We start from the raw sequence: 25,090 nt of genomic DNA on the forward strand, positions 1-25,090 counted from the left end.
TCTCCTCCCGGCCCTGAACAGCCGGGTATCCACGGAGGAGATCCGATGACGCATAGCCTCCACCGCACCGACGTCGACGAGCTGATCACCTACTACGACGATGCGACCGGCGAGCGCGCCGGCCTCACCGCCGCGGAGCTCGGCGGCTGGTCGGCGGCAACGGCAGCCCTGCTCACCGAGGGCTGCGGGCTCGGACCGGGCAGCCGGGTCGCGGTGCTGCTGCCGGCACACTGGCAGACCGCCGCGGTTCTGCTCGGCGCCTGGTCGGCCGGCGTCGAGGTGTCGTTCCGCGGCTGGTCGACGGCCGGCCTGGAGCCCGCCGGCGACCCGCTCGACGCGACGTTCGTGGCACTCAACCGGGCCGGCAGCTGGCTCGACGAGGTTCCCGCGGGCTGCCACCAGTTCGTGCTCGGGTTCGCCCCCGAGGCCGGTCCGGCGCCGCAGATCCCCGAGGGCTACCGCGACTTCGCCACCGAGATCCGGCCCTACCTGGGCGCCGCCCCGCCCACGGCCACCGTGGGCTGGAGCGACGCGGCCACCGTGGACGGCTCCACCTACGGGGAGTACGAATCGGTCGCCGTCGGCATCGCCGAGTCCCGCGGCCTGCAGCCCGGCGACCGCGTGCTGATCGACGTGACAACCCGCGAGCACCCACTGATCTGGCTGCTGGCACCGCTGACGGTCGGCGCGTCCATCGTGCTCTGCGCCAACCTCGACCGGTCCCGGTTGGACGACCGGGTCACCCGCGAACGCGTGACGCACATCTTCGGCGACTAGCCCACACGGTGCCGGTTCAGCTGTTCCAAAGCTGGCACAGCTGATGGCAAGCCCGATGAACTGAACCGTCGGCGAACGCGCTGAACGGTGCGCGGTCGGCGCCGGTGTCGTCGGGTCATCAGTCGTTCCGCGCTGCAGAACGCCGCGTCGATCGCCGCGTTGTTCCTCACCACCGAGGTACTCGTCGCCGACAAACCCTGACAATCGGACAGGGCCAACAGGCCACTGAGTCGGCGGCGCCGCCAGTCAGCCGTTCATGACAGAAATCTCGAGTGGGTCAGGCTTGCTCGCAGACGGCGCGGGCCACCCGGGCCGCCCGTCGTGCGGTTCGAGCTGGTTCGACCAGGCGGCAGCCTGGATGCGGAGCAACCCGGCCCCTGACCGGCGAACGCCGGGCAGGGTCGATGCTGGCGCGATCGAGGTTGATTGCCGGCTCGGTGTCGACAAATCGGTCACTCTGACTCCTCACCGTACGCGCCTCGGGGGCCGACGGCGCGTACAGTGGGTGGTGACCGGTGGCTTCGTCATCGGTGCCGGCCTCGGCCGGTGTGCGGCGCCCGGCGCTGCCGGATGCCGCACCTTTCACCGGCCTCGGTGGACCTCGTCTCGCCCTTGTCATCGGGTTGGGCCCGCGCCTGCGTTGGTCCCGACGACGGGAACGCCCCATGGCATCACTCAGTTATCAGCCCGAATCACCGGCCTGTCCCGAGCCGCCTCCGGTGCAGCTCGAGCCACACCGATTCCTTGAGCCGCTGCCTCGCCGGATCATCACCGATGGCCGTACGGCCAGCATCGGCTATGCGGCCGGCCAGCCCTCGACGATGGTCAAGGTGTTCTGCACGGACGGCGGCACGTTCACGATGCGCGTGGCCCCGCCCGGTCCGGCACCCGGCGCACCGGACCCGCCAGGAACCGGGCAGGACGAGAACGTGTGGGAGGACGAGGGCGGCGGGCTCGGCCCGCTGCGGAATCGGACAGTCCGATGACAGCGGCCTCGCCCAGCGCGGTAGGCGCGGTCAGCCGTCGCACCGCCAACGAGGCCTTCTACCGGGCGGTCGTCGCGGCCGGAAGGGCGCCCTCGGCGCACAACGCACAGCCGTGGCGATGGCGGCTGGGCGACGGGGTTCTGGACCTTTTCCTGGACCCCGGGCAAACGTCCGAGTTCGCCGACCTCGCCGGTCGCCTCGCCACGATCAGCTGCGGGGCTGCCCTGCACCACGCCCGCCTCACCCTTGCCGCGCGAGGCTGGCGGGTGACAGTGACCCGCCGGCCCGACGCCGCCGACCCGGCCCACCTGGCACGCCTGCACATCGACGGCGCCGCCCCGGTCAGTCCGGACACCGCCAATTTGGCCCGTGCCATCAAGCTGCGTCACACCGACCTGCGCCCGGTCACCGGCGGCCCGATCGAGCCGAGGCGTCTACGGACCATCTGTACCGCCTTCGAGGCCCAGCACGTCCGCCTCGCGGTGCTCCGGCCGGACCAGATTCTCGGACTCACCGTGGCGACCGCGAACGCCGACAACACCGAACCCGCCAATGCGCAATGGCACACGGAACTGGCACTTTGGGCCGGCGGCGACCGCATCGCCGGCGCCCTGGACGACCTGAGATTGCCGATCGCCCGCGGCGAGCACGACCGGGCCGCGACCTTCGCGGTGCTGCACGGTCCCCACGATCGGAACCTGGACTGGCTCCATGCCGGTGAGGCACTTTCCGCCGGTTCCCTGGTGGCCACCGGGCTCAAGGTGTCGATCCTACCGTTCAGCGCGCCGATCGAGCACGCCGACGCCCGCGAGATCCTGCGCCGGGCGGTACCCGACCTGGGCTATCCATATCTGATGATGCGCCTGGGCCACCACGCGACCGAAACGGCCCGCGCCGCACACACCTCACGGCTGACGGCCGTACAGACCATCGAGCGCCCTGACCACGCCGACACCCCGTGGGCGGCGTCGCATTCCGGCATCCACGAGAACCTGCGTGCGACACCGCCGTCGGCCACTCCGACCACGGCTCTCCTTGTTCCCGAACCCCGCCCTCGTTGATCATCGCCTGCCTGTCCGGCAGCGCCACGACGCGCCAGGTCAGGCGGAACCCTGGTGGCAGCCGGCCTGGGATGCCTGCAATAGCCGCGATACGACCTGATGTCCGGCGCTTCACCAGAGGTGCCGCCCACTACCTCCCGGCCTGGCCGGCCATGCCACCGCGCTGCACCAACTGATGGTCGACAACGCATCTAGTAGCAACGCCGGCATCCGCCGCACCGTGAAGACCCGCCCGGACCGGACCTGACCGACAGCGTGACCACATCGCAAGGACGCCCATCATGGACATCGACGCGCTGACCCACCTCACCGACACCCGATCCGCCGCCAAGGCTCTCGTCGAAGCGGCCACAACCGCCGGACACGCCCCCTCGATCCACAACACCCAACCCTGGCGGTGGCGGCTCACCGGCAACACGCTCGACCTGCATCTGGTCCGCAGCCGCATCATGCGGACCTCCGATCCCGACGGCCGGCTGGCGACATTGAGCTGTGGCGCGGCACTCCACCACGCCCGCGTCACGATGGCCGCGCACGGCTGGCAGATCACGGTGACCCGAATGCTGCAGGGCGCCGACGCTGACCTGCTCGCCCGGCTCCACGTCGATCGCAGGTCACCGATCGACCTCATGTCCGTGAGACTTCTGCACATCATCTCGTCGCGGTACACCGACCAGGGGTCAGTCACCGACACACCACCCGGCCCCGAAGCCCTGACTGCCATCACCGCTGCCATCGAGGCACAGGGCACCCGACTGCACACCTTTCGACCCGATCAGCTCCTCGAACTGGTCGCCGCTGCCGACCACGCCCAACGCACCCAAGCGGCAGACCTCGCCTGGCAGGCTGGACGCATCTGCTGGACCAGCATCCCCGATGCCACCGCACCCGGCCGGGACTTCGGCGGCCACACCGATCTGCCGATCACCGCCCGACGCGACAAGGCCGCGGTGTTCGTCATGCTTCACGACAGCGCCGACGAACCGCTCAACTGGCTACGCGCGGGGGAAGCACTCTCCGCCGGCTGGCTCACCGCGACCTGCCACGGCGTCTCGGTTATGCCGCACAGCGCACCGATCGAAACCATCGCCACCCGCCAGGCGATGCGCGCGATGATCGCCAGCATCGGCTACCCCTACCTGGTGCTCCGCCTCCGCACTGTCGACCCGGCCGACGGCGGCACACGACGCCTACCCGCCGGCCAGATCATCGAACGGTACTGACCTCCGAGAACGGCGGCCGGCTCCGCAGACGAGCCGCAGGTGCACGACAGGAACCCCGGCCGAGGTTCCCGCGCAACACAAAGCCTCAGGTAACACCGGCGGCTGTGCCCCCAGCGACGCCCGAGAGGAAGAAGTTTGTCATGACCGGCACCACGACCAGACCAGCACCAGCACCAGCAGCCCTACGACTCAAGCTCGGCGACGGGCCGTCCCGCAAAGCCGCCCTCGACGGAGCCTGGTGGCCCCGCACCACCGACGCCCAAGCCGAACTCCCCCTGCTGCTCCAAGCCCTTGCCGGCCTTCGCGGCGAGATCACCCACGTACTGCTCGGCACCACCGAATGGGACCTACCCCATCCTCGCCGGCTGCTGCTAGGACGGACCGCACCCAGGCTCGGCTGGTATACCTCACAACCGGCCGGGCTGGTCACCATCATGACCGAGTTCGGCCGCGACCGTTTCGACCTGCTGGTAGTGCCGCCCGACGCGACACCAGCCGCAGCCGATACCGCTTTGGCCGCCGCGACGGACGCCTACGACAAAACCGCGCGCGCCGAACTCGCCGACCCCGTCACCGACGGTGCCGGCTGACGCGGCACTAGACGTCGGCGTAGTTCCGGAGCAGTCGCAGGACCGTTTCCCCGTACGGGCCACGGGTTTGCAGCCCTGATTCCTCAGGTGCCAGGCGCTGCGCCCCGACCCGGCAGAACGCGGCGGCCGGGCCCGCGATCACCGACTCGGCCGACGGGTCGCCGAACTGCCACGGTGACCCGTCCGGCGCGACCAGGTCGCAGAACACCGCGGGCGGCTGTTCGCCGGCGATCCGGAAGGCGTAGGGCAGCGTGCTGAAGCCCAGCCAGGCCACGTGCCGCAGCCGCATGGTGTCCGGATAGTCGAGGCCGAGCGGGATGGCGATGTCGAGCGCGTGCGCCCAGTGTTCGGCCAGCCGCGTCGTTGCCAGGGTCCGGGGCTTGAGCGCCGCGGCCACCCACGGCACCGGCTGTTGCGGATCGGCGGCCCGCAGCGCCCGGACCGAGGCCCGCCGCGCGGCTTGCCAGCGCGGGAACACCGCGGTCGGCTCGCCCCGCTCAGCCTCGACCATCGCGGCCATGGCGCCGTCGACGTTGCTGCCGTAGCCCCGCCAGTCGACCGCTGCGCCCTCCCCCAGCGCCGTGGCCACCGCCTCCTCGGTCTGCGCGAGGTGCAGCAGCACGTCCGCCATGCTCCACCCGGCGGCCGCCGACAGGCTCGCCCAGTCGGCGGGCGTCAGCTTTCCGAGAAGCGCCTCGAGCTGATCCTGCTCCGCCTCGAGATCGTCAAAGACGTCACCGTGAGACACCGCACCCCCTCAACCCGGCCGGCCGAGCGCCGGCACACGTCTCATCCTGCGCCGCCGGTCCGGCCCGGGTCTGCCCCGAAAGCTGCGGAATCGCTCACTCGTCGTAGGTCACCACCACCTTTTCGGTTGCTGGCCTGGACTGGCAGGTGAGGACGAAGCCGGCCGCCAGTTCGGCCGGCTCCAGGGCGAAGTTACGGCGCATCGCCACCTCGCCCTCGATCACTCGTCCCCGGCAGGTGCCGCACACGCCGCCCTTGCAGGCGAACGGCAGATCGGGCCGGGCTCGCTGGGCGCCCTCGAGCACGGTGGTGTCCTCGGGGACCGGCACCGTGGTGGAGCGGCCGTCCAGGATGACGGTGACCTCGCTGACCGGCCCGTCGAAGGTGCGCTCGGCGCGCTGCGGCTCGGGTGGCGCCTCGTCGACCCAGAAGAGCTCGCGATGGATCCGCTCGGGTGGCACCGCCGACTCGGTGAGCACCTCGACGGCGTCGGTGACCAGGCCGAACGGTCCGCACAGCCACCAGTGGTCGACGGCCGGCACGTCGATCAGCAACGGCAGCAGGGTGCGCAGCTTGGCGGCGTCCAGCCGGCCGCTCAGCAGGTCGACCTCGCGCGCCTCCCGGGACAGCAGGTGCACCAGTTCGAGCCGGGAGGGGTGCGAGTCCTTGAGGTCGGCCAGTTCCTCGGCGAACATCACCGTCGCGGCGTGCCGGTTCCCGTACAGGATGCTGATCTGCGCGGCGGGATGCCGCAGCAGCGACGTCGCGATCGACAGCACCGGCGTGATCCCCGAGCCGGCCGCGATCATCACGTGCCGGCCGCCCGCATCGAGGTCGGGCGTGAACGTGCCGGACGGCGGCGCGACCTCGACCTCGTCGCCGACCCGCAGCTCCCGCACCAGCCAGCTGGAGATCACGCCGCCGGGCACCTCGCGCACCCCGATCCGCGGCCGGGCACCGACCGGAGCGCAGATCGAATAGCTGCGCCGCTCGTCGCGCTCGTCGGCGGGCCGCCGCACGGTCAGCGACTGCCCGGCCCGGAACGAATATGCTGCGGCCAGCGAGTCGGGCACGTCGAAGGTGACCGCCACGGCGTCGTCGCACAACCGCTCGATCGCGGCGACCCGCAGCGGGTGGAAGTCGCGCCCGGCCACGTCAGATCTCCTTCACGTGCTCGAACGGCTCGTAGCACGCGGGACACCGCCGCAGCTCACGACAGGCGGTGGCGCTGAACGCCGCGATCTGTTCGGTCTCGAGCTGCCCGCACCGGGGGCAGGTCACGTCGGCGGGCCGGGCGCCCAGCCGCAGCGGCACCGGTCCCGAGCCGCGCCGCGGTGCCGCGCCCGGCGGCGCGATGCCCGCGGCCGCGAGTTTCGCCCGGCCGGTTTCGCTGATCCAGTCGGTGGTCCAGGCCGGTGCGAGGACGGTACGCACCTCCGCCCGCGCGAACCCGGCGCCGCGCAGCGCGGTCACGATGTCGTCCCGGATCGCTTCCATCGCCGGACACCCCGAATAGGTCGGCGTGATCGCGACGACCACCCCGTCCGTGCTCTCCCGGACCTCGCGCACGATGCCCAACTCGGCCAGCGTGACCATCGGCAACTCCGGATCGGTGACCCGCCCGACGACGTCGGCCGCGCTCACCACACACCACCCGGCACGTCCCGCGCGAGGCCCTGCATCTCGGCGAGGATCGCCCCCAGCTCGTCTCCGTGCTGCCCGTCGCGCCCACCGGTCACGGCTGGAGCGGCAGGCGCCGGCGGAGGAAGGGCGGCGACGCGACAAACCTCGGTCAGGACGTCGTCGAACTCGGCGCGCAGGGTCGACGGGTCGACCGCCACGCCGGACAAAGCCAGCCGCACCTCGATCTCGTGCGGCTGGAAAAGCTCACCCACCAGCGGCTGCACCGCCGTCACGGCGGCCGCCATCCGGGAGTGGGACAGATCGGTGCCGTCGCCGAGGCGCACGACCCAGCCGGCCGCGTACTCGCGGTGGTAGGTCAGCTCCTTGACGCCCTTGGCGCCGATCGCGGCCAGCACCGGGTCGCGCGAGGTGGCCAGGCGGTCGAGCAGGGCCAGCCGCCAGGTGGCGAAGACCAGCAGCCGCGCCACCAGGTGGGCGAAGTCGGCGTCGGCGCGTTCGGCCAGGCGCACGTTGCGGAACTCGGCCGGCTCGCGCAGGTAGGCCAGGGCGTCCTCGTCGCGGTCGCGGCCCTCGGCCTCGCCGGCCCGGGTCAGCAGCAGCCGGGCCTGGCCGAGCAGGTCGAGGCCGATGTTGGCGATCGCCAACTCGTCCTCCAGTTCGGGCGCGCGGGTCACCCACTGCTGGAGGCGGTGCGACATGATCAGCGCGTCGTCGCCGAGCATGAGGCAGTACGCCGCGAGGTCGGCGCGGTCGACGTCGTCGGGAACGGCGGTGGGCACCCCGGCCAGCGGGTCGGCAAAGCCGGTGCCGTACGCCCAGCGGGCGTCGTCCTCGTGGTCGGTGAGGGCTTCGTAAGCGGCGGCGTCGAAGGGCATGTCGGACCTCAGATGTGCGGAACCGAGTCGGGGATGGCGTAGTACGTGGGGTGGCGGTAGACCTTGTCACCGCTGGGCGCGAAGAACGCGTCCTTGTCATCCGGCCCGGACGAGACCACGTCGTCGGAGCGCACCACCCAGATGCTGACCCCCTCGTTGCGCCGGGTGTACAGGTCGCGGGCGTGGTGCAGCGCCATCTCGTGGTCGGCCGCGCGCAGCGACCCGACGTGCACGTGGTTGAGGCCGCGCTTAGCCCGCACGAACACCTCGAACAGCGGCCACTCGTGCCGGATCTCGTCGCTCACGAGCGGGCTCCCCTCTTCTTGGCGGCGTGCGCCGCGGCCGCCTCGCGCACCCAGGCACCGTCCTCGTCGGCCCGCCGCCGGTGCGCGATCCGTTCCGCGTTCATCGGGCCGCCACCGGAGATGACCTTTTTGAACTCGACCCAGTCGATATCGCCGAAGTCGTGGTGGCCACGCTCGGAGTTCCAGCGCAGCGCCGGGTCGGGCAGCGTGACACCGAGCGCCTCAGCCTGCGGCACGGTCATGTCGACGAAGCGCTGCCGCAACTCGTCGTTGCTGTGCCGCTTGATCTTCCAGGCCATCGACTGGGCGCTGTTGGGCGAGTCGTGGTCGGGCGGGCCGAACATCATCAACGACGGCCACCACCAACGGTCCACCGCGTCCTGCACCATGGCGCGCTGCGCGCCGGTGCCGCCCATCATGGTCATCAGGAGCTCGTAGCCCTGCCGCTGATGGAAGGACTCCTCCTTGCAGATGCGGATCATGGCGCGCGCGTAGGGGCCGTACGAGCTGCGGCACAGCGGCACCTGGTTGCAGATGGCCGCGCCGTCGACCAGCCAGCCGATCACCCCGACGTCGGCGAAGGTGAGCGTCGGATAGTTGAAGATGGACGAGTATTTCTGGCGGCCCTCGATCAGGCGCCGGGTCAGGTCACCCCGGTCGGCGCCGAGCGTCTCGGCCGCGGAGTAGAGGTAAAGGCCGTGTCCGGCCTCGTCCTGCACCTTGGCCAGCAGGATCGCCTTGCGGCGCAGCGACGGCGCGCGGGTGATCCAGGCGCCCTCGGGCTGCATGCCGATGATCTCGGAGTGCGCGTGCTGGGCGATCTGCCGGATCATCGTCTTGCGGTAGCCGTCCGGCATCCAGTCGCGCGGCTCGACCCGCTGGTCACGCTCGATGGTCTCGGTGAAGGCGCGCTCGACGTCGGCGGGAACGGTCGCGGTCATGATGTCTCCCAGGTGAAGAAGCCCTGCCCGGTCTTGCGGCCCAACTCGCCCCGGGCCACCTTGTCTCGCAGCAGGCGCGGCGGCGCGAACCGTTCGCCCAGCTCGCGGGTCAGGTGCTCGGCGATGGCGAGCCGGACGTCGAGACCGATCAGGTCGGTGGAGCGCAGCGGGCCCATCGGATGCCGGTAGCCGAGTTCCATGGCCCGGTCGATGGATGCGGCGTCGGCCACGCCCTCCTCGAGCATGCGGATCGCCTCGAGCCCCAGCAGCACACCGAGCCGGCTGGTGGCGAAGCCCGGCGAGTCGCGCACCACCACCTCGGACTTGCCCAGACCGGCCACCCAGGACCGGGCCGCGTCGCGCACCGGCTCGGCGGTCTGCGGCCCGAGCACGACCTCGACCAGGCTGCTGGCCGGAACGGGGTTGAAGAAGTGCAGACCGACGAAGCGGGTGGGCCGGCTCAGGCCGTCGGCCAGGCCGCCTATGGACAGCGAACTGGTGTTGCTGGCCAGCACCGTGTGCTCGCCGACGACCTGTTCGACCGCGGCCAGTACCCGGATCTTGAGGGCGGCGTCCTCGGGCACGGCCTCGACCACCAGATCGGAGCCGGCCGGCAGCGCGGCCACGTCGTCGACCAGGATGAGGCGTTCGAGAACGGTGTCGGCCGACTCGGCCAGCTTGCCCTTTTCGGCCGCGCGCAGCAGCCCCATGGCCACCCGGTCGCGGGCCGCCACGGCCGCGGCCGGATCACGTTCGGCCAGGCAGACCACGGCGCCCGCCACCGCGAAGACCTGGGCGATGCCGGAGCCCATCCGGCCGCCGCCGATGACACCGACCGTCTTGGGAACCGACGCCTCCACCGCCGTCATGACCGGCCCCCGGCGAGGAACGCGTCCATCCGATCGCGCTTGTCGGCGGACTCGAACAGGATCGCCTGGGCCAGGTCGTCGGTGACCGGGTGCCCGCCGGGGGCGTCGGCCACCAGCTTGGTCAGGCGCAGCGCGAGCGGGCCGGACTGGGCCATCCGGTCGAGCAGCGCGTGCGCCCGCTTGAGCAGATCGCCGGCCGGGACCACCTCGGCGACCAGGCCGAGCCGGTATGCGTCGTCGGCGTCCAGCCGCCGGCCGGCCAGCAGCACCTGCTTGGCGACCGAGGCGCCGACCAGCTCGCGCAGCCGCCAGCACGCGCCGGCCGCGGCCAGGATGCCGAGGCCCGGCTCGGGGTTACCGAAAATCGCGGCCGGGGACGCCAGCCGGAGGTCGCACGCGTACGCGAGCTCGGCACCGCCGCCCAGCGCGTAACCGTCGACGGCCGCGACCGTCGGCAGCGGCAGCCGGGCGATCCGGTCGAACAGCCGGCTGTTGATGCCCCGCAGCGCCTGGTCGCGCCCGCGGTCCCGCAGCTCGCCGATGTCGGCACCGGCCGCGAACGTGCCGCCGTCCCCGGTGACCAGCAGCAACCGCGGTCGCTCCTCGAGGCCCGCGCACACGTCGTGCAGCTCACGGATCATGGCCGCGTTGATCGCGTTGCGCGCCTCGGGGCGGCACAGCGTCACCACGACCCGGTCGTCGCGGTCGTCGATCACGAGCGTGGACGGGCCCCCGGTCATGGCCGCTCCACCAGCAGCGCAACGCCCTGGCCGACGCCGACGCAGAGCGTGGCCAACCCGCGACGGGCGTCCTCGCGCTCCATCCGGCCGAGCAGGGTGACGGTGAGCCGGGCGCCGGAACAGCCGAGCGGGTGCCCCAGCGCGATGGCGCCGCCGTCGGCGTTGACCCGCTCCTCGTCGAGCTTGAGCCGGCGGATCACGCCGAGCGACTGCACCGCGAACGCCTCGTTGAGCTCGACGGCGTCCAGGTCACCGGCCTGCCAGCCGGCCCGGGCCAGCGCCTTTTCGGTGGCCGGGACCGGGCCCAGACCCATGAGCTGCGGCGCCACCCCGGCACTCGCGCCCGTCACGATGCGGGCGCGCGGCACCAGGCCGTACCGCTCGACGGCGGCCCGGCTCGCCACCACCAGCGCGGCTGCGCCGTCGGAGAGCGGCGACGAGGAGCCGGCCGTCACCACGCCGCCGGAGCGGAACACCGGCTTGAGGCCGGCCAGCTTGTCGAGCGTCGAGCCGCGCCGCGGGATCTCGTCGGTGGTCATCTCGCCGACCGGCGTGATCTCGGCATCGAACCGGCCGGCGTCGATGGCCGCGATCGCCCGCTCGTGGCTGCGCAGCGCGAACGCGTCGCTGTCGGCCCGGGTGATGCCGTCGAGGGCGGCCACCTCCTCGGCGGTCTCGCCCATGCTGAGCGTGACCCGCCTGTCCTCGGGGCCGCTGCCGGCGGACTGGTCGTGCTCCTTGAACCGCGGGTTGACGAAGCGCCAGCCCAGCGACGAGTCGACCACCTCACCGGGCCGGGCCCACGGGGTGCCGGGCTTCTGCATGACCCAGGGCGCCCGGGTCATCGACTCGACGCCGCCGGCCACCACGATGTCGGCCTCGCCGACCCGGACCGTGTTGGCGGCCGCGATGACGGCGGTGAGGCCGCTCGCGCAGAGCCGGTTGACCGTGTAGCCGGGGACGGTGTCGGGCAGGCCGGCCAGCAGCGCCGCCATCCGGGCGACGTTGCGGTTGTCCTCGCCGGCCTGGTTGGCGGCGCCGAGCACCACCTCGTCGACGGCCTCGGCCGGCACGCCGGCACGGGCCACGGCCTCGCGCACCACCTGGGCCGCGAGGTCGTCGGGGCGGACCCCGGCGAGCCCGCCCCCGTACTTACCCTGGGGGGTGCGGACGCCGCCGACGAGGTATGCCTCAGACATTTGTGGGTTCCTCCGGCCTCGGTTGCTCAGAAACGTGGTGACGGGACTGCAGCGTGAAGAACCGTCCGGTGACGAAGTAGTCGTCGGTCAGCGACGCGGTCGCGGCCGGGTTGGCCCCGGTGCCGTGCAGGTCGCTGAACGCCGCCGTCTGGTTGACGAACACGCCGCCCGTCAAGTTTTCCGAGAGGTGCACGCCGGCGTCGAGCGCTGCCTCCCGGGCAGCGGAAAGGACGTCGGGTGAGGTCGAATACACCGAGGCGCTGAGCGCGCCGTGCGCCCGGACCGTCTCGACGAAGACCTCGAGGCTGCGCGGGGTGGACTCGGTGGTGATGAGGAACGAGACCGGGCCGAACCACTCCCGGGTGTAAACCTTGTCGTCGGCCGCGTCGAGCCGCACCACCACCGGGGTGCGGATGGTCGCCTGCGGGAACTGCTCGTCGGCCACCGTGCCGGACGGGTGGATGACGCTCGCCGACCCGCTCGCCTCGGTGAGCCGGCCCAGCACCCCGTCGTTCACGATGGCGCCGAGCGTGCCGGCCGCTCGTTTCGGGTCGCCCAGCAGCTTGTCGATCGCGGCGGCCAGGTCGGCGCCGAACTCCTCGGCGCTGCGGTGGCCGGCGTCGGTCTCGATGCCGTCCCGCGGCACCAGCAGGTTTTGCGGTGTGGTGCACATCTGGCCGCTGTAGAGCGAGAGCGAGAATGCTAGGTTGCGCAGCAGGCCCTTGTAGTCGTCGGTGGAGTCGACGATCACTGTGTTGAGGCCGGATTTCTCGGTGTAGACCACGGCCTGCCGGGCGTTGGCCTCGAGCCAGTTGCCGAACTCGCTGGATCCGGTGAAGTCGACGATCCGGACGTCGGGGTGGGTGGCCAGGCTGGCCGCAATGCCCTCGCCCGGCTCTTCGACGGCGAGCGTGACCAGGTCGGGATTTTGCCCCGCCTCGGCCAGCACCTCGCGGCAGATCTGCACCGTGATGGCCAGCGGCAGCACCGCGCCCGGATGCGGCTTGACGATCACCGGGTTGCCGGTGACCAGGCTCGCGAACAGGCCGGGATAGCTGTTCCAGGTGGGGAAGGTGGTGCAGCCGATCATCAGGGACACGCCGCGGCCCACCACCGTGCTGGTCTTGGCCAGGCGCAGCGGGTCGGCGCCACGCTGCGGTTTGGCCCAGCCCGCGGTGCCGGGCAACCGGGTGGCGGCGGACAGAGCGTAGGCCACCGCCTCGAGCGCGCGGTCCTGCGCGTGGGTGCCGCCGGCCTGGAACGCCATGACGAACGCCTGACCCGTGGTGTGCTGCACGGCGTGCGCCAGCTCGAAGGTGCGCGCGTTGATCCGCTTGATGATCTCGACGGCCACGCCGGCCCGGCCCGGGGTGCCGACGGCCCGCCAGGCGGGCGTGGCGGCGCGGGCGGCCGCCACCAGCGCGTGCGGATCGGCCTTGGGATAGCTGACGCCCAGCTCGAGACCGAACGGCGAGCGCTCGGTGGACACCGTGCCGGTGGCGCCCGGCACGTCGATCGGGAACGTCTTGCCCAGTAGTGCGGCGAAGGCCCGCTCGCCGGCGGGTGCCGCGTCCTCACCGTAGACAGACTTGCTCGGCGACTCGGGGAAGGCGGACCAGTAGTCGCGGTCGTGTGCGGCCTGGATGGCCCGGTCGAGCAGCTCGCGATGCGTGTCGTACAACTCGGTGGGGGTTGTCATCTGCGCTCCATTGCGGTTGGCTGTCCTCATTATCTACCGTCCGTTCGGTCGGTAATCAACCCTCGGGAGAAGCTTTGGCACGGCCCAATGCGACGAACACTGCGGCGACGAACACTGCGGCGCACGAGATGTTCGACCGGGACCAGGCCTCCCACGCCGCCGGCATCGAGCTGATCGACGCCGGCGACGGGCAGGCCACCGTGCGCATGCGGGTCACCGGCGACATGGTCAACGGGCACGCGATGACGCACGGCGGCTATGTCTTCATGCTCGCCGATACGGCCTTCGCATGTGCCTGCAACAGCCATGGTCCGGTGACCGTGGCCGCCGGCGCCGACATCGTGTTCCTGCGCCCCACCGGCACCGGCGACGTGCTCACGGCGTACGCCCGAGAAAGGGTGACCAGCGGCCGGAGCGGGATCTACGACGCGACGGTGACCCACGACGGCGAGGTGGTTGCGGAATTTCGCGGCCGGAGCCGCGTGATCGACCCGGGGAGGCCGGCATGACCGCGCCCGCCGCACCCCGCAAGCGCGGACGACCGGGCCATGACCAGGACGCCGTGCTCACCGCCGCGGTCCGTCTGTTCAACGAACGGGGGTACGACGCCACCAGCATGTTCGACATCGCCGAGTCGCTCGGCATCACCAAATCGAGCGTTTATCACCACATCAGCGGCAAGGAGCAGTTGCTGCAGATGGCGATGGATCGGGCACTCGACGGGCTCTTCGAAGCGGCCGGCGAGGTGCGCGCCCTCGACCTGCCCGCGATCGACCGGCTGGAACGCCTCATCCGGCGTAGCGTTCTCGTCCTGGCCGAGCGATTCGAGTTCGTGACCGTGCTGCTGCGGGTCCGCGGCAACACCGTGGTCGAGCAGCACGCGCTGGCCCGCCGCCGCGAGTTCGACACCCTGGTCACCGACCTGGTCAAACAGGCGCAGGCGGAGGGTGGCGTGCGACCCGACGTCGACCCCGCGACGGCGGCCCGCCTGCTGCTCGGCATGGTCAACTCGCTGACCGAGTGGTACCGCCCGCGCACCGGCGGCGCCGACGCCATCGCCGACGCGGTGGCCACCATCGCCTTCGAAGGGTTGCGCCGATAGGAGGTACGAAACGTAGGTGCACCCCGACGACCTGCGCGACCTGGCCGACCTCGGCAGGTTCCCGTGCACCGACAAGGCGGTGCTGCGCGACAACTATCCGTTCGGTATGTTCGCCGTGCCGCGCGAGCAGATCTCCTGGCTGCACGCCTCGTCCGGCACCACCGGCCGGCCCACCGTGGTCGGCTACACCCGCGACGACCTGCAAGTCTGGGCGGCGGCATGACCGAGCGCCAGGTCATGCTGATCCGCGACTTCCGGCCCGAGATCATCATGGTGACACCCACCTACCTGCTCGCGATCGTCGACGAGATGGAGCGGCAGGGCATCGACCCGCGCTCGACATCCCTCGAAATCGGCATCTTCGGCGCCGAACCGTGGACGCAGGACCTGCGCCGCGAGATCGAGGAGCGGCTCGACATGCACGCGCTCGACATCTACGGCCTGTCCGAGGTGATGGGCCCGGGCGTGGCCACCGAGTGCATCGAGACCAAGGACGGCCCGCACGTCTGGGAAGACCACTTCTACCCCGAGATCATCGACCCGGTGACGGGCGCCGTGCTGCCCGACGGCGAGATCGGTGAGCTGGTCTTCACCTCGCTGACCAAGCAGGCCATGCCGGTGGTGCGCTACCGGACCCGCGATCTCACCCGCCTGCTGCCCGGCACCGCCGCCCGATGCGCCGGATCGAAAAGATCACCGGCCGCACCGACGACACGATCATCCTGCGCGGCGTCAACCTCTTCCCCACCCAGATCGAGGAACTGATCCTGCGCACCCCCGACCTGACACCGCATTTCCCGTGCGTGCTGACCCGCGACGGCCGCCTCGACGCGCTAACCGTCCGGGTGGAACGCCGCCCCGAAACCCCTCCCGCGACGGCCGAGCAGGCAGGTCAAGGGCTGACTTCAAAGATCAAAAACAACATCGGGGTCTCCGTACGCGTGGAAGTACTCGAACCGGACGGCGTGGAGCGCTCGATGGGCAAGATGCGACGGATCGTGGACCGGCGCTCCGGTGGCTGAGCGGCCACGCACCGACTAGCCTGAGCGCCGATGGCGGACCGGATCATCCCGAATGGCAGTGGCGCCTGGAGTCATGGCGGCGCCTGGAGTCATGGCGGCGCCTGGAGTCATGGCGGCGCCTGGAGTCATGGCGGCGCCTGGAGCCGTGGCGGCGCCTGGAGCCGTGGCGGCGCCTGGAGCCGTGGCGGCGCCCGGCCCGGCTGTGGCTCTCGAGGCGAGCTTCCGCGGCGGCGCGTGTGCGCGGTCGCCTTCGCGTCCGTGCTGAGCCTTGCCGCGTGCGGGTCGCCGCCACCGGCCGCGGCGCCGACGCCACCGGTCTCCTCGCCGGCAGCCGTCCCGTCCGCCGTGCCCTCGTCCGCGTCCTCGCCGTCGGCCGTGCCCGGCGCGGACTGTGTCGGCCGGACTCTCGGCCGGATGTCGCTCGCCGACCGGGCCGGGCAGGTCCTGATGGTGGGCACCTCGGTGAACGCGCCCGGCGGCCTGGCCAACGCGGTGCAGAAGTACCGCCTCGGCGGGGTCTTCCTGCACGGCCGCAGCACGCACTCGGCCAAGCAACTGCGCACCGGCGTCGCCGCACTCCAGAAGCGGGCCGCCCACCCGCTCCTGATTTCGCTGGACCAGGAGGGCGGCAACGTCCAGACGCTCAAGGGCCGCGACTTCCCGCGCCGGCCCACGGCCGAGAAGCTCGGCGCCGGCCCGGCGAGCAGACTGCGCGACGCCACCAGCGACGAGGCCCGCCGCCTGGCCGCCATCGGCGTGACGATGAACCTGGCCCCGGTGGCCGACACGGTCCCGGCCGCACTGGGCGAAGGCAACCCGCCCATCGGCTTCTGGCACCGCCAGTACGGCTCCGACCCCGCCAAGGTCGCCGCCGCCGTCCGCACCGTGGTGCCGGCCAGCCAGGACGCGGGCGTGCTGACCGTCCTCAAACACTTCCCCGGTCTCGGCCGGGTGCGCGCCAACACGGACACGTCGACCAAGGCCGTGGACAAGACCGCGACCGTCGACGACCCCTACCTGCAGCCGTTCAAGGCCGGCATTCAAGCGGGCTCGGCGGCCGTGATGATGTCGTCCGCGTCCTACCCGGCCCTGGACCGCTCGGCGATCGCCGCCTTCTCCCGGCCGATCGTCACCGGCCTGCTGCGCGACCGCCTCGGCTACCGCGGCCTGATCATGTCGGACGACCTGGGCGCCGGCGTGGCCGTGTTCGCGGTGCCGCCGGGCCAGCGCGCGGTGCGCTTCGTGGCCGCGGGCGGCGACCTGGTGCTCACGATCCGCCCGGCCGACGCGGCCACGATGACCCGCGCACTGACCGAACGAGCCGAGGACGACCCGGCCTTCGACAAGCGACTGACCGAAGCCACCCAGAACGTCCTGCGTACCAAGGAACGGGCCGGTCTGCTCCGCTGCTGAATCCTGTTTGACTCCTCTCGGTCAGCGGTTGGGCGGGGCCGTGCTGCCCCGCACCACGAGTCTCGGGACCAGGACCGTTTCGATGCGCTGGGTGCGGTCCTCGTCCAGGCGGGAGACGGCGGCCAGCACGGCGTTGCGAGCCTGGGCGGGGGCGTCCTGGTTGACCGAGGTCAGGTCGATGTGTGCCAGGCGGGCCAGGGTGCTGTCGTCATACCCGACCACGGAAACATCGCCGGGGACCTCGACGCCGGCCCGGACGAACGCGTCCATCAAACCCACGGCGAGCCGGTCGTTGGATGCCACCACGGCGGTCGGCAGGTCGCCGCTCGTCACCAGCTGGCGGCCCGCGCGTACGCCTCCCTCCTCGGTGTGATCGCCCGGAATGACCTCGCCGCGGAGCCCGGCCCCGCGCATGGCCCGGCGATAGCCGCGACGCCGGGTCGCGGCGACCGCACCGCGACCGCCGTCGACAAAAGCGATCTGGCGGTGTCCGAGATCGATCAGATGGTTGAGCGCCAGGTCGACGCCCACGTCGTCGGCCGGGCGCACGACATCCACCTCGGCGTCGCCGACCATGCGACCGATCACCACACACGGCACCTGGATGGCGAGCCGGTCGAGCACGGCGTCGGAGCAATCGGGACCGAGCAGGATGAGCGCCTCGCAGCGGAAGTCGAGCAGGGTCTCCACGGCACGGTCCTCGTCGCGGTCGCGGGTCAAAGTGGAGAGCACCACCTCGTAACCCGCCTTGTCGGCCTCGGCGTGCAGTTCCTCGACCAGCTCGGCATGGAACGGGTTGCGGACGTCGAGCATCACGCCGAGCAGGTGCCGGCGGCGGCGGGCAAGCAGGCTGGCGGTGCGGTCGGCACGGTAGGCCAGCTCGGCGGCGGCGGACAGGACGCGCTCTCTCGTCTCCGCGCTCGGACCCGGCGCCCCCCGCAGCACCAGGGACACCGACGCCGTCGAGACGCCGGCGCGGGCGGCGACGTCGGCGAGGCGCGGACGCTGATCCACTAAATCACCCCCGGTGACACTCTTGACACGCATCGAGATCGACTCAGATAGTACAGGGGATTTAAAGCGCTTTAAAGACCCCCTCGGAGGTACCCCTCATGACCCAGCAACCCATCGGCGTGGCGGTCATCGGGGCCGGCATGGTCGGCCGCGCACACGCCAACGCCTACCGGAACGCCGCCACCGTCTACGGCCTCGGCCGGCCCGCACCGCGCCTGGTGGCGATCGCCGACCTGCACGAACCGTTCGCCGCCGACGCGGCAGCCCGATACGGCTTCGCACGCGCCGAGACCGACTGGCGGACCGTGGTCGAGGCGCCCGACGTCGACGCGGTCAGCGTGGCCGTGGCCAACAGCCTGCACCGCGAGATCACCGAGGCCGCGCTGGCCGCCGGCAAACACGTGCTCTGCGAGAAGCCGCTGGCGCCGACGATCGCCGAAGCGCAGTCCATGGTGGAGGCCGCGGCCGCCGCGCCCGGGCTGGTCGGCGCGGTCGGTTTCACCTTCCGCCGCTCCCCCGCGATCAATGCGATCAAGCAGCAGGTCGAGCAGAGCCTTGGTCCGGTACGCCACTTCGTCGGCAACTACTGGTGCGACTACGGCTTCGACCCGCAGCGCCCGATGAGCTGGCGATATCTCGGCGGCCCCGGTTCCGGCGTGCTGGCCGACATCGGTAGTCACCTGGTCGACCTGGCCGAGTTCTTCTGCGGCCCGACCTCCGGCGTCCAGGGCACCACCATGGCCACCCTGGTGAAAGACCGGCCCAAGCCGCTCGGGGTCGCGGTCGGCCATGCCGGCGGGGTGCGGGTCAGCACCGAGCGCGCCCCGGTGGAGAACGAGGACGTCTGCACCTTCACCACGGCGTACGCAAACGGCGCGGTCGGCACCTTCTCGCTGTCCAGGGTCGCCTTCGGGCACGCCAACACGCTGCGGTTCGACCTGTTCTGCGAGCGGGGCACGGCCTCGTTCGACCTGACCCGGCCGGCCGAGTTCAGCATCGTCGACCCCGGACCGGCGGCCGAGACCAACGGCGCCCGCACGGTCTTCGTCGGGCCGTGGCACCCCTATCTCGCCGGCGGCCTGCCGATGGACTTCCCGACCGTCGGCCACGGGCAGAACGACTTCTTCGTCTACCAGGCCCGGGCCTTCCTCGACCAGATCGCCGGCCCCGACCAGATCACGGGCCCCGACCAGGTCGCCGGCGACCCGGCGCTGCCGCCCTGCCCCGACCTGGCGCACGGCCTGCACAACCTGCGCGTTCTCGACGCCGTCGTCTCCGCCACCGACAAGCCCGTCCAACTCTGAAGAGGACCGATCCCCCATGAAACTCGGCGCCTACACCGCCTGCCTGCACGACCGTTCCCTCGACGAAACCCTCAAGATCCTCGGTGAGCTCGGCCTGACCAGCGCCGAGATCAACACCGGCGGCTTCATCGCGGCCCCGCACATCCCGATCGACGACATCCTGTCCAGCGCCGCCGCCCGCGAGGACTATCTGGGCCGGTTCACTCAGGCCGGCATCACGTTGACCGGGCTCAACGTCAACGGCAACCCGCTCAACCCCGACCCGCTGGTCGGCCCCAAGCACGCGGCCGACCTGCACCGCACCATCGAGCTGGCGGCGCTGCTCGGCGTCAAGCGGGTGGTCACCATGTCCGGCCTGCCCGGCGCGCACCCCGGTGCCACCGCGGCCAACTGGGTGGTCAACCCCTGGGACAGCCAGTGGCTCAACGTTCTCGACCACCAGTGGAACGAGGTCGCCGTCCCGTTCTGGCGCGACATCCAGGCCCGCGCGGCCGCCGCCGACGTCAAGGTGTGCATCGAGATGCACCCGCACAACCTGGTCTTCAACCCGCCGACCCTGCAGCGCCTCGTCGAGCAGACCGGCGCCACCCACATCGGCGCCGAGATGGACCCGAGCCACCTCTTCTGGCAGGGCATCGACCCGGTGGCCGCGATCGAACACCTGGGCGACCTGGTGTTCCACGCCGCCGCCAAGGACACCCGGATCAACGAGGACAACGTCCGGCTATTCGGCGTGCTCGACGACCGCTTCACCCGCACGTCCGCCGACCGCAATCCGCTCAGCCTGGGCGGCAACAACACCCTCAACCAGTGGCCGGAACGCCCGTCGTGGCAGTTCGTCGCGGTCGGCCGGGGCCACGGCGACGAGTTCTGGGTGCCTTTCCTCCGGGCGCTGCACGCCGTAGACCCCGACATGGCGGTCAACATCGAACACGAGGACACCGAACTCGACCAGTTCGAAGGCCTGCGCGCCGCGGCCGAAAGCCTGACCGCGGCCGCCGGAAAGGCCGGTATCTAGGGCGCGCCGCCGGTTACGCCGAAAACGCCGCCCCTGCAACCTGACAGCCGTAGCGTCGGGAGCCGTGCAACCGCGATCCCCTATGTTCCGGCACGGAGCCGACCTTCCGCGCAACGCCGCCGTGGTCTTCGAGGTGATCAGCTGGATCACCGTGGCCGTCTGCCTCCTGGCCGGGCTGGTCTTCGCCAGCCAGGGCGGCCCCGGCGTGATCGTCGGCATCACCGTGGTCCTCTCGGGATTCGTCTCCGCGGCCCTGTTCCGGGCGATCGCGATCGCGATGCGCTGGATGGCGGCTATGTACGAACTCGCGTCGCGCGGTTTCGAACCGGAGGAGAGCCTCGAACGCCCCCACCGCCGGGCGGCATGACCGGAGAGTGCGGCCACCCACCGGTCTCAGCCTGACCGGCCGTGCGGCGTCGCGCCCTATGCGGACGCGCGCCAGCCGGACCGCCGCGGCCGGGCGGCCGGCCGCGGCCGCCGCGGCGGCCGGCTTTCGCCGGCGCCTCGGCGTGCCGGGTGGGCGGTCTGGTCAGCGGAGGAGTTCGTGGGCTCGGGTCAGGGTGTTGGTGGCTACGTCCCGGCCCAGCCGGATGCCGGCCTCGTCGGCGCTTCGGGTGTGGATGCCGGACCAGACTCGGGCGTCGATGTTCTCCAGACTGGGGAGGTGCCAGTCGGTGTAGGTGCGGGTGACGCCGGGGGCCGACGGGCTGGGGATCGTGTAGGGCTGACGGGCCCGGGGACCGAACAGCACGGTGAGGATCTGTTCGGCCGCGCCGGAGTAGGTGTTGTGGCCGCTCGGGAAGTCGGGATGGGCGGGGGTGTTGTGCAGCGGAAGCCAGGACGGGTCGGGGTTGACGGCCGCGTTGCGGATCGCGGTCACCGGGCGCCAGGTCTGGTAGTGGTACTTCGCTTCCGAGGTGGCGATCTGCGTGTCCACCAGGGCTACGTGGAACAGGGCCACCAGCCGGGTCCGGCTGAGTGTCGACGTGGGTGACTGTTCGACGGCGGCGCGCAACACCGGGGTGTAGAGCACGAAGGACGAGCCGAGCCAGAACGTGGCGGTGTCGGTCTGCGCCTGTGTGCGGGCCGTACTGCCGGCCGCGCCGTAGGTGCGGACCTCCGCCAGGTCGGCCTCGTAGCGCGCCGAACCGAGAGCCGGCGGCGGTGCGGGGCGGAACTGGGCGGCGCCGCGCAACAGGAACGGGCGGGCCAGCCGGTTGCCGTACTGGGTCGCGGCGGCGTAGGCGGACGGGGTCGGCTGCCACACGCCGGGCGCGGGCGGTGGCACCGGGAACGCGGCGTTCACCGAGGCCGAGTCCAGGCCGTCGCCGGTCCGCTCCTCGATCAGGCGGTCCGCGGCGGCACGGCCGGCGGCCAGACCGCGGTCCTTGGCCTTGCCGTCCGGCAGGGCGGCCAGGTCGGCTTCGAGTACCGCGTCCACCGCCGCCGCCTGGGTCGGCACGAGCGCCACCAGCGACTCGTGAACGGCACCGGCCAGTGCGGCACGGCGGTACACCGGCGAGGACGAGCCGGTCTGCGCGCGGGCGGCGGCCAGCCACGCGATCGCCCAGGTCCGGCTGTTGGTGACCTGCGTCGTCGCTCCGCCCGCGGCAATCGCCGCGGCGGTCGCGTCATACCAGGTCAGCACCGCATGGCCAGCCCGAGAAGCCGATCCGGCGACGACCGATCCCGCGGCGGCCGGCCCGGCGGCCGTGGTGGCGGCCAAGGCCACCGCGCCCAGCAGCACCACGGCGGCGCGCAGTGGCCGGGAACTCATGGAGAGCATTCGTATTACCTCCTGCATCTATGGGAGATGTAGGCGATAGCTTTCTATCGATACCGCCAGGAGGTCAACGGCCCGCGCGAAACTGTATAAATTGGAACATCGACTCAACACTGTCCCCGCCTCCGGCCCATCCGTGACCACCGGGCTGACGGCCCCGGCCACACGAAGATCTCCAGCCCGAGCTGGCATAAGGCCGACCTGGAGAATGGGAACGAAGTCACCGAAGTCGCACTACAGTCCGAGGTAGGGACGGGCTCGAAGAAGGTGGGCTGAGGTGACCAAGTCGGCACGGATCGAGCGACTACCGAAGAAAATCTACGAGGCAGAGCTGTTCCGTCTGCAAGGTGAACTCGTCAAGCTGCAGGAATGGGTCAAGGTCGAGGGCGCCCGGGTCGTGGTCGTCTTCGAGGGCCGGGATGCGGCCGGCAAGGGCAGCACGATCAAGCGGGTCGCCGAGTATCTCAATCCACGCCTTGCGCGCATCGCCGCGTTGCCGGCGCCGACCGAGCGCGAACGCGGCCAATGGTATTTCCAGCGCTACATCGAGCACTTCCCGGCCGCTGGGCAGATCGTGCTGTTCGACCGGAGCTGGTACAACCGGGCCGGAGTAGAGCGGGTGATGGGCTTCTGCAGCAAGGAAGAGTACATGCGCTTCCTGCATCAGTGCCCGATCTTCGAACGACTGCTGACCGAGGACGGGATCCTGCTCCGCAAGTACTGGTTCTCAGTCAGCGATCACGAGCAGGAGGAGCGGTTCCGCTCCCGGCTGCAGGACCCGATGCGGCGCTGGAAACTTTCCCCGATGGACCTCGAATCGATCAGCCGATGGGAGGACTACTCCCGGGCCAAGGACGAGATGTTCATGCACACCGACATCCCCGAGGCGCCCTGGCACGTCGTCGAGAGCGAGGACAAACGCCGAGCCCGGATAAACATGATCGCCCACCTGCTATCCACGATCCGCTACCACGAGGTGCAACGAGTGCCGCTGTCGCTGCCACCCCGGCCACCGTCGAGCGGCTATCGCCGGACCCCGCGCGAAATGCAAACGCTCGTGCCGGACCATGCCGCATCGTTGCCGGCGGTCGCTGAGCCCTCAGCCAAGTCGAAGAGCAGACAGTCGCGCCGACGACACCCATGAAAGCCGCTTCCAGAACCGGTTCGTGACGGTTGCTGGTGCTGTGCTGCCGGTGCGGGCGCGTCAGAGATCCGGCAGATAGCCGCCGAGGACCTGGGCGCCGGTTACATGGATGTCGTCGAGTGTCCGGAAGGGCCCGCCGGGAGGTTGGCTGCCGCCCGAGGGCCAGAGGCTGACGGGGCGACGATCGCTGGACATGGCGGTGGCCGACCAGGGCCCGGAGCCGTTTCTACGGTGACGTGAACGGATGGCGAAGTCGATGCATCGCCTCCTGACCGCGGTCCGAGGCGCGCAGCACTGGTGTGATGTCCTCAGCGGCGGGTGGAGCGAGGAACGGTGTCAACCTTCCGCCGGCCGCGATCGGGGTCGAGGATCGGAAACGCGAAGGGTCGGAAAGCGGGCGGGGAACGAGCGCGTACGGCGCCTTGGTGGTCATCGTCATTGAGCCTTCCTCGAACGGTACGTCGCAGCGGAGCGCGGGCCACAAAAAGGTCCGTGAATCAAGTCGGAAAGGATAGGAATATCGATGTGGAAGCCGCACGCCGAGAATTGGGCGAAAGTCGGGGCCGCCTATATCCTGACTGATGAGCGACTTCACGATGCAGCAATGTCTTTTCTTGGCGAGCTGTCAGAATCCGCACTGTGCGGACTCTCACGCCGCCGCGTTGATCACCCGCGTCGCCTCGACGCGGACAACGAGAAAGCGCCTGGACGGGCTTTAGACAACCCATCAGGCGCTGGGAACGTCTACGGAAATCACAACCGCAACGTGGCAACGGTAGCACATAAATCGGCGGGGCTGCTCCGGCATTTCGCCAGCGGCATCGGGTATGCGGGAAACAACGTGAGGAGACGACCATGTCTGACAACCCTGAAATGATCATTCGGTTCCACCCGGTGGGCGGTGAGGACGTGGCCGTGCTGACCAGTGACTTTCCGGGGCGGGACGAAGCGATCGAGGCGATCGCCCGGGCGCTGGACGAGCGACGTGCCTTGATCCTCACCCGTGCCAGGTACAACCGGGAGGGGGACGAGAACGCTGTACTCGTCAACCTGGCCAACGTGGTCTCGGTTCGGGTGGCACGACAGGACAGCGCGACGAGCGGCCACTACCTGTAGCTACGTGATCCAGCTCGGGACATGGCTCCCACCCCAGGCTACCGAGTGGCAGGCGAGGGCAGCCGCAGCGGTGGCCGACGCGGTGGCCACCGTGTCGGCGGTCGCGGCGCGTCACGGGCCACGTTGGCCATGGATTCGCGCATCCGGCGGCACGCGTGGCCGACAGCGGCACGCCTGTCGAGCGGAGCGCTCAGAGTAGGCTGAGGATTTTCGAGGCGCTGCGGAAACCGCGATCTCATCGGTATCCCGATCGCCTCATCGACATCCGCCAGGCCGTCTCCCCGGACAGGAATGAGTCGCCTCATGCGCTATCTCAGCGACGTCAACTTGCGTGCTGTTCTCAGTATCCTGGTGGCCCGCGGGGGCGGAACGGTTGACATTTCGAACGCGGAACTGTATGACGCGATGCTGCCCGGCGACGGACGAAGCGAAGGATTCGCAATCAAGGAGACGAGCACGGGGATTCGGATCTCTCTGGCCACCGGCCGGGACACCGAAACGCCCGGCCGGCAATGAGC

The 25,090-nt window shown here is 70.8% G+C and carries 29 protein-coding genes; 17 read left to right on the forward strand and 12 right to left on the reverse strand.

The window, feature by feature from the left end; genetic code table 11:
- The first annotated feature begins 45 nt into the window (after positions 1 to 45).
- From Ari01nite_RS11565 to Ari01nite_RS11585, 5 genes are all read left to right on the forward strand, one after another.
- Complete coding sequence (locus tag Ari01nite_RS11565; RefSeq protein ID WP_203781175.1) at positions 46 to 777, forward strand: TIGR03089 family protein; 732 nt, start codon at positions 46 to 48, stop codon at positions 775 to 777.
- 719 nt (positions 778 to 1,496) lie between these two features.
- Complete coding sequence (locus tag Ari01nite_RS11570) at positions 1,497 to 1,763, forward strand: hypothetical protein (RefSeq protein WP_203781176.1); 267 nt, start codon at positions 1,497 to 1,499, stop codon at positions 1,761 to 1,763.
- Positions 1,760 to 2,824, forward strand: a complete 1,065-nt coding sequence (locus tag Ari01nite_RS11575; protein WP_203781177.1) for a nitroreductase family protein — start codon at positions 1,760 to 1,762, stop codon at positions 2,822 to 2,824. The genes Ari01nite_RS11570 and Ari01nite_RS11575 overlap by 4 nt, the downstream gene beginning before the upstream one ends.
- Before the next feature lie 281 nt (positions 2,825 to 3,105).
- Positions 3,106 to 4,047 (forward strand): nitroreductase family protein, encoded by a 942-nt coding sequence (locus tag Ari01nite_RS11580; RefSeq protein WP_203781178.1) that lies wholly within the window; start codon positions 3,106 to 3,108, stop codon positions 4,045 to 4,047.
- Between the two features lie 140 nt (positions 4,048 to 4,187).
- On the forward strand, positions 4,188 to 4,637 hold the full coding sequence (locus tag Ari01nite_RS11585; protein ID WP_203781179.1) for a DUF5994 family protein: 450 nt from the start codon (positions 4,188 to 4,190) through the stop codon (positions 4,635 to 4,637).
- A gap of 7 nt (positions 4,638 to 4,644) precedes the next feature.
- On the opposite strand, the gene Ari01nite_RS11590 is transcribed toward Ari01nite_RS11585, so the two are convergent.
- The 10 genes from Ari01nite_RS11590 to paaN all read right to left on the reverse strand — a co-directional run bounded on the left by Ari01nite_RS11590 (position 4,645) and on the right by paaN (position 13,656).
- The gene (locus Ari01nite_RS11590) at positions 4,645 to 5,385 is read right to left on the reverse strand and encodes a maleylpyruvate isomerase family mycothiol-dependent enzyme (RefSeq protein WP_203781180.1); all 741 of its coding nucleotides are present in this window, start codon (positions 5,383 to 5,385) and stop codon (positions 4,645 to 4,647) included.
- Between the two features lie 94 nt (positions 5,386 to 5,479).
- Positions 5,480 to 6,538, reverse strand: coding sequence for a 1,2-phenylacetyl-CoA epoxidase subunit PaaE (gene paaE, locus Ari01nite_RS11595; protein WP_203781181.1), 1,059 nt, complete (start codon positions 6,536 to 6,538; stop codon positions 5,480 to 5,482).
- Between the two features lies 1 nt (position 6,539).
- On the reverse strand, positions 6,540 to 7,031 hold the full coding sequence (gene paaD / locus Ari01nite_RS11600; RefSeq protein ID WP_438872163.1) for a 1,2-phenylacetyl-CoA epoxidase subunit PaaD: 492 nt from the start codon (positions 7,029 to 7,031) through the stop codon (positions 6,540 to 6,542).
- On the reverse strand, positions 7,025 to 7,903 hold the full coding sequence (gene paaC, locus Ari01nite_RS11605; RefSeq protein WP_203781183.1) for a 1,2-phenylacetyl-CoA epoxidase subunit PaaC: 879 nt from the start codon (positions 7,901 to 7,903) through the stop codon (positions 7,025 to 7,027). Before paaC ends, paaD begins: the two co-directional genes overlap by 7 nt.
- 8 nt (positions 7,904 to 7,911) lie before the next feature.
- Positions 7,912 to 8,208, reverse strand: coding sequence for a 1,2-phenylacetyl-CoA epoxidase subunit PaaB (paaB, locus tag Ari01nite_RS11610; RefSeq protein WP_239162667.1), 297 nt, complete (start codon positions 8,206 to 8,208; stop codon positions 7,912 to 7,914).
- On the reverse strand, positions 8,205 to 9,149 hold the full coding sequence (gene paaA / locus Ari01nite_RS11615) for a 1,2-phenylacetyl-CoA epoxidase subunit PaaA (protein WP_203781184.1): 945 nt from the start codon (positions 9,147 to 9,149) through the stop codon (positions 8,205 to 8,207). Before paaA ends, paaB begins: the two co-directional genes overlap by 4 nt.
- Complete coding sequence (locus Ari01nite_RS11620; protein ID WP_203781185.1) at positions 9,146 to 10,018, reverse strand: 3-hydroxyacyl-CoA dehydrogenase family protein; 873 nt, start codon at positions 10,016 to 10,018, stop codon at positions 9,146 to 9,148. The genes paaA and Ari01nite_RS11620 overlap by 4 nt, the downstream gene beginning before the upstream one ends.
- On the reverse strand, positions 10,015 to 10,758 hold the full coding sequence (locus tag Ari01nite_RS11625) for an enoyl-CoA hydratase/isomerase family protein (RefSeq protein WP_203781186.1): 744 nt from the start codon (positions 10,756 to 10,758) through the stop codon (positions 10,015 to 10,017). The genes Ari01nite_RS11620 and Ari01nite_RS11625 overlap by 4 nt, the downstream gene beginning before the upstream one ends.
- Positions 10,755 to 11,957, reverse strand: coding sequence for a thiolase family protein (locus Ari01nite_RS11630; RefSeq protein WP_203781187.1), 1,203 nt, complete (start codon positions 11,955 to 11,957; stop codon positions 10,755 to 10,757). The genes Ari01nite_RS11625 and Ari01nite_RS11630 overlap by 4 nt, the downstream gene beginning before the upstream one ends.
- Positions 11,950 to 13,656 carry a phenylacetic acid degradation protein PaaN gene (gene paaN / locus Ari01nite_RS11635; protein WP_203781188.1) on the reverse strand — a complete coding sequence of 569 codons (1,707 nt, stop codon included), beginning with the start codon at positions 13,654 to 13,656 and terminating at the stop codon, positions 11,950 to 11,952. Before paaN ends, Ari01nite_RS11630 begins: the two co-directional genes overlap by 8 nt.
- Before the next feature lie 128 nt (positions 13,657 to 13,784).
- Here paaN and paaI point away from each other — a divergent pair, with 128 nt between their 5' ends.
- From paaI to Ari01nite_RS11655, 6 genes are all read left to right on the forward strand, one after another.
- Positions 13,785 to 14,165, forward strand: coding sequence for a hydroxyphenylacetyl-CoA thioesterase PaaI (gene paaI / locus Ari01nite_RS11640; RefSeq protein WP_203781279.1), 381 nt, complete (start codon positions 13,785 to 13,787; stop codon positions 14,163 to 14,165).
- On the forward strand, positions 14,162 to 14,758 hold the full coding sequence (locus Ari01nite_RS11645) for a TetR/AcrR family transcriptional regulator (protein WP_203781189.1): 597 nt from the start codon (positions 14,162 to 14,164) through the stop codon (positions 14,756 to 14,758). The genes paaI and Ari01nite_RS11645 overlap by 4 nt, the downstream gene beginning before the upstream one ends.
- Positions 14,759 to 14,774: 16 nt before the next feature.
- Positions 14,775 to 14,981: a hypothetical protein gene (locus tag Ari01nite_RS49780; RefSeq protein ID WP_239162668.1), complete on the forward strand. Its 207-nt coding sequence runs from the start codon at positions 14,775 to 14,777 to the stop codon at positions 14,979 to 14,981.
- Positions 14,978 to 15,523, forward strand: a complete 546-nt coding sequence (locus Ari01nite_RS49785; protein WP_239162669.1) for an AMP-binding protein — start codon at positions 14,978 to 14,980, stop codon at positions 15,521 to 15,523. The genes Ari01nite_RS49780 and Ari01nite_RS49785 overlap by 4 nt, the downstream gene beginning before the upstream one ends.
- Positions 15,433 to 15,780 (forward strand): phenylacetate--CoA ligase family protein, encoded by a 348-nt coding sequence (locus Ari01nite_RS49790; protein ID WP_239162670.1) that lies wholly within the window; start codon positions 15,433 to 15,435, stop codon positions 15,778 to 15,780. Before Ari01nite_RS49785 ends, Ari01nite_RS49790 begins: the two co-directional genes overlap by 91 nt.
- A gap of 258 nt (positions 15,781 to 16,038) precedes the next feature.
- Positions 16,039 to 17,193 (forward strand): glycoside hydrolase family 3 N-terminal domain-containing protein, encoded by a 1,155-nt coding sequence (locus Ari01nite_RS11655; protein WP_239162671.1) that lies wholly within the window; start codon positions 16,039 to 16,041, stop codon positions 17,191 to 17,193.
- A gap of 21 nt (positions 17,194 to 17,214) precedes the next feature.
- Here Ari01nite_RS11655 and Ari01nite_RS11660 read toward each other — a convergent pair whose 3' ends face one another.
- A complete protein-coding gene (locus Ari01nite_RS11660; protein WP_203781191.1) occupies positions 17,215 to 18,207 on the reverse strand; it encodes a LacI family DNA-binding transcriptional regulator in 993 nt (330 codons plus the stop codon).
- A 98-nt stretch (positions 18,208 to 18,305) separates the two neighbouring features.
- On the opposite strand from Ari01nite_RS11660, the gene Ari01nite_RS11665 reads away from it, so the two are divergent.
- The 3 genes from Ari01nite_RS11665 (at position 18,306) to Ari01nite_RS11675 (ending at position 20,896) form a co-directional block, all read left to right on the forward strand.
- Positions 18,306 to 19,511, forward strand: coding sequence for a Gfo/Idh/MocA family protein (locus Ari01nite_RS11665; protein WP_203781192.1), 1,206 nt, complete (start codon positions 18,306 to 18,308; stop codon positions 19,509 to 19,511).
- 16 nt (positions 19,512 to 19,527) lie between these two features.
- Positions 19,528 to 20,529 carry a sugar phosphate isomerase/epimerase family protein gene (locus tag Ari01nite_RS11670; protein WP_203781193.1) on the forward strand — a complete coding sequence of 334 codons (1,002 nt, stop codon included), beginning with the start codon at positions 19,528 to 19,530 and terminating at the stop codon, positions 20,527 to 20,529.
- Between the two features lie 82 nt (positions 20,530 to 20,611).
- A complete protein-coding gene (locus Ari01nite_RS11675; RefSeq protein ID WP_203781194.1) occupies positions 20,612 to 20,896 on the forward strand; it encodes a hypothetical protein in 285 nt (94 codons plus the stop codon).
- Between the two features lie 162 nt (positions 20,897 to 21,058).
- On the opposite strand, the gene Ari01nite_RS11680 is transcribed toward Ari01nite_RS11675, so the two are convergent.
- Positions 21,059 to 22,306, reverse strand: a complete 1,248-nt coding sequence (locus Ari01nite_RS11680; protein WP_203781195.1) for a vanadium-dependent haloperoxidase — start codon at positions 22,304 to 22,306, stop codon at positions 21,059 to 21,061.
- 283 nt (positions 22,307 to 22,589) lie between these two features.
- Here Ari01nite_RS11680 and ppk2 point away from each other — a divergent pair, with 283 nt between their 5' ends.
- From ppk2 to Ari01nite_RS11695, 3 genes are all read left to right on the forward strand, one after another.
- Positions 22,590 to 23,456 (forward strand): polyphosphate kinase 2, encoded by an 867-nt coding sequence (gene ppk2 / locus Ari01nite_RS11685; RefSeq protein WP_203781196.1) that lies wholly within the window; start codon positions 22,590 to 22,592, stop codon positions 23,454 to 23,456.
- A gap of 855 nt (positions 23,457 to 24,311) precedes the next feature.
- Positions 24,312 to 24,572: a hypothetical protein gene (locus tag Ari01nite_RS11690; RefSeq protein ID WP_203781197.1), complete on the forward strand. Its 261-nt coding sequence runs from the start codon at positions 24,312 to 24,314 to the stop codon at positions 24,570 to 24,572.
- Positions 24,573 to 24,875: 303 nt separating this feature from the next.
- Positions 24,876 to 25,088: a hypothetical protein gene (locus Ari01nite_RS11695; RefSeq protein ID WP_203781198.1), complete on the forward strand. Its 213-nt coding sequence runs from the start codon at positions 24,876 to 24,878 to the stop codon at positions 25,086 to 25,088.
- The last annotated feature ends 2 nt before the right edge of the window (positions 25,089 to 25,090 follow it).

The organism is Paractinoplanes rishiriensis (assembly GCF_016862375.1).
Classification (GTDB): Bacteria; Actinomycetota; Actinomycetes; order Mycobacteriales; family Micromonosporaceae; genus Actinoplanes; species Actinoplanes rishiriensis.

What these genes read in the sequence shown, in the direction of transcription:
- Ari01nite_RS11580 (WP_203781178.1), top strand. Translation starts at nt 3,106, where the DNA reads ATGGACATCGACGCGCTGACCCACCTCACCGACACCCGATCCGCCGCC.
- Ari01nite_RS11630 (WP_203781187.1), bottom strand. Translation starts at nt 11,957, where the DNA reads ATGTCTGAGGCATACCTCGTCGGCGGCGTCCGCACCCCCCAGGGTAAG.
- paaI (WP_203781279.1), top strand. Translation starts at nt 13,785, where the DNA reads ATGTTCGACCGGGACCAGGCCTCCCACGCCGCCGGCATCGAGCTGATC.
- paaC (WP_203781183.1), bottom strand. Translation starts at nt 7,903, where the DNA reads ATGCCCTTCGACGCCGCCGCTTACGAAGCCCTCACCGACCACGAGGAC.
- Ari01nite_RS11585 (WP_203781179.1), top strand. Translation starts at nt 4,188, where the DNA reads ATGACCGGCACCACGACCAGACCAGCACCAGCACCAGCAGCCCTACGA.
- Ari01nite_RS11625 (WP_203781186.1), bottom strand. Translation starts at nt 10,758, where the DNA reads ATGACCGGGGGCCCGTCCACGCTCGTGATCGACGACCGCGACGACCGG.
- Ari01nite_RS11620 (WP_203781185.1), bottom strand. Translation starts at nt 10,018, where the DNA reads ATGACGGCGGTGGAGGCGTCGGTTCCCAAGACGGTCGGTGTCATCGGC.
- Ari01nite_RS11690 (WP_203781197.1), top strand. Translation starts at nt 24,312, where the DNA reads ATGTCTGACAACCCTGAAATGATCATTCGGTTCCACCCGGTGGGCGGT.
- Ari01nite_RS11695 (WP_203781198.1), top strand. Translation starts at nt 24,876, where the DNA reads ATGCGCTATCTCAGCGACGTCAACTTGCGTGCTGTTCTCAGTATCCTG.
- Ari01nite_RS49790 (WP_239162670.1), top strand. Translation starts at nt 15,433, where the DNA reads ATGCGCCGGATCGAAAAGATCACCGGCCGCACCGACGACACGATCATC.
- Ari01nite_RS11645 (WP_203781189.1), top strand. Translation starts at nt 14,162, where the DNA reads ATGACCGCGCCCGCCGCACCCCGCAAGCGCGGACGACCGGGCCATGAC.
- Ari01nite_RS49785 (WP_239162669.1), top strand. Translation starts at nt 14,978, where the DNA reads ATGACCGAGCGCCAGGTCATGCTGATCCGCGACTTCCGGCCCGAGATC.
- paaN (WP_203781188.1), bottom strand. Translation starts at nt 13,656, where the DNA reads ATGACAACCCCCACCGAGTTGTACGACACGCATCGCGAGCTGCTCGAC.
- Ari01nite_RS11680 (WP_203781195.1), bottom strand. Translation starts at nt 22,306, where the DNA reads ATGAGTTCCCGGCCACTGCGCGCCGCCGTGGTGCTGCTGGGCGCGGTG.
- Ari01nite_RS11565 (WP_203781175.1), top strand. Translation starts at nt 46, where the DNA reads ATGACGCATAGCCTCCACCGCACCGACGTCGACGAGCTGATCACCTAC.
- Ari01nite_RS11665 (WP_203781192.1), top strand. Translation starts at nt 18,306, where the DNA reads ATGACCCAGCAACCCATCGGCGTGGCGGTCATCGGGGCCGGCATGGTC.
- paaA (WP_203781184.1), bottom strand. Translation starts at nt 9,149, where the DNA reads ATGACCGCGACCGTTCCCGCCGACGTCGAGCGCGCCTTCACCGAGACC.
- Ari01nite_RS11670 (WP_203781193.1), top strand. Translation starts at nt 19,528, where the DNA reads ATGAAACTCGGCGCCTACACCGCCTGCCTGCACGACCGTTCCCTCGAC.
- Ari01nite_RS11575 (WP_203781177.1), top strand. Translation starts at nt 1,760, where the DNA reads ATGACAGCGGCCTCGCCCAGCGCGGTAGGCGCGGTCAGCCGTCGCACC.
- Ari01nite_RS11675 (WP_203781194.1), top strand. Translation starts at nt 20,612, where the DNA reads ATGTTCCGGCACGGAGCCGACCTTCCGCGCAACGCCGCCGTGGTCTTC.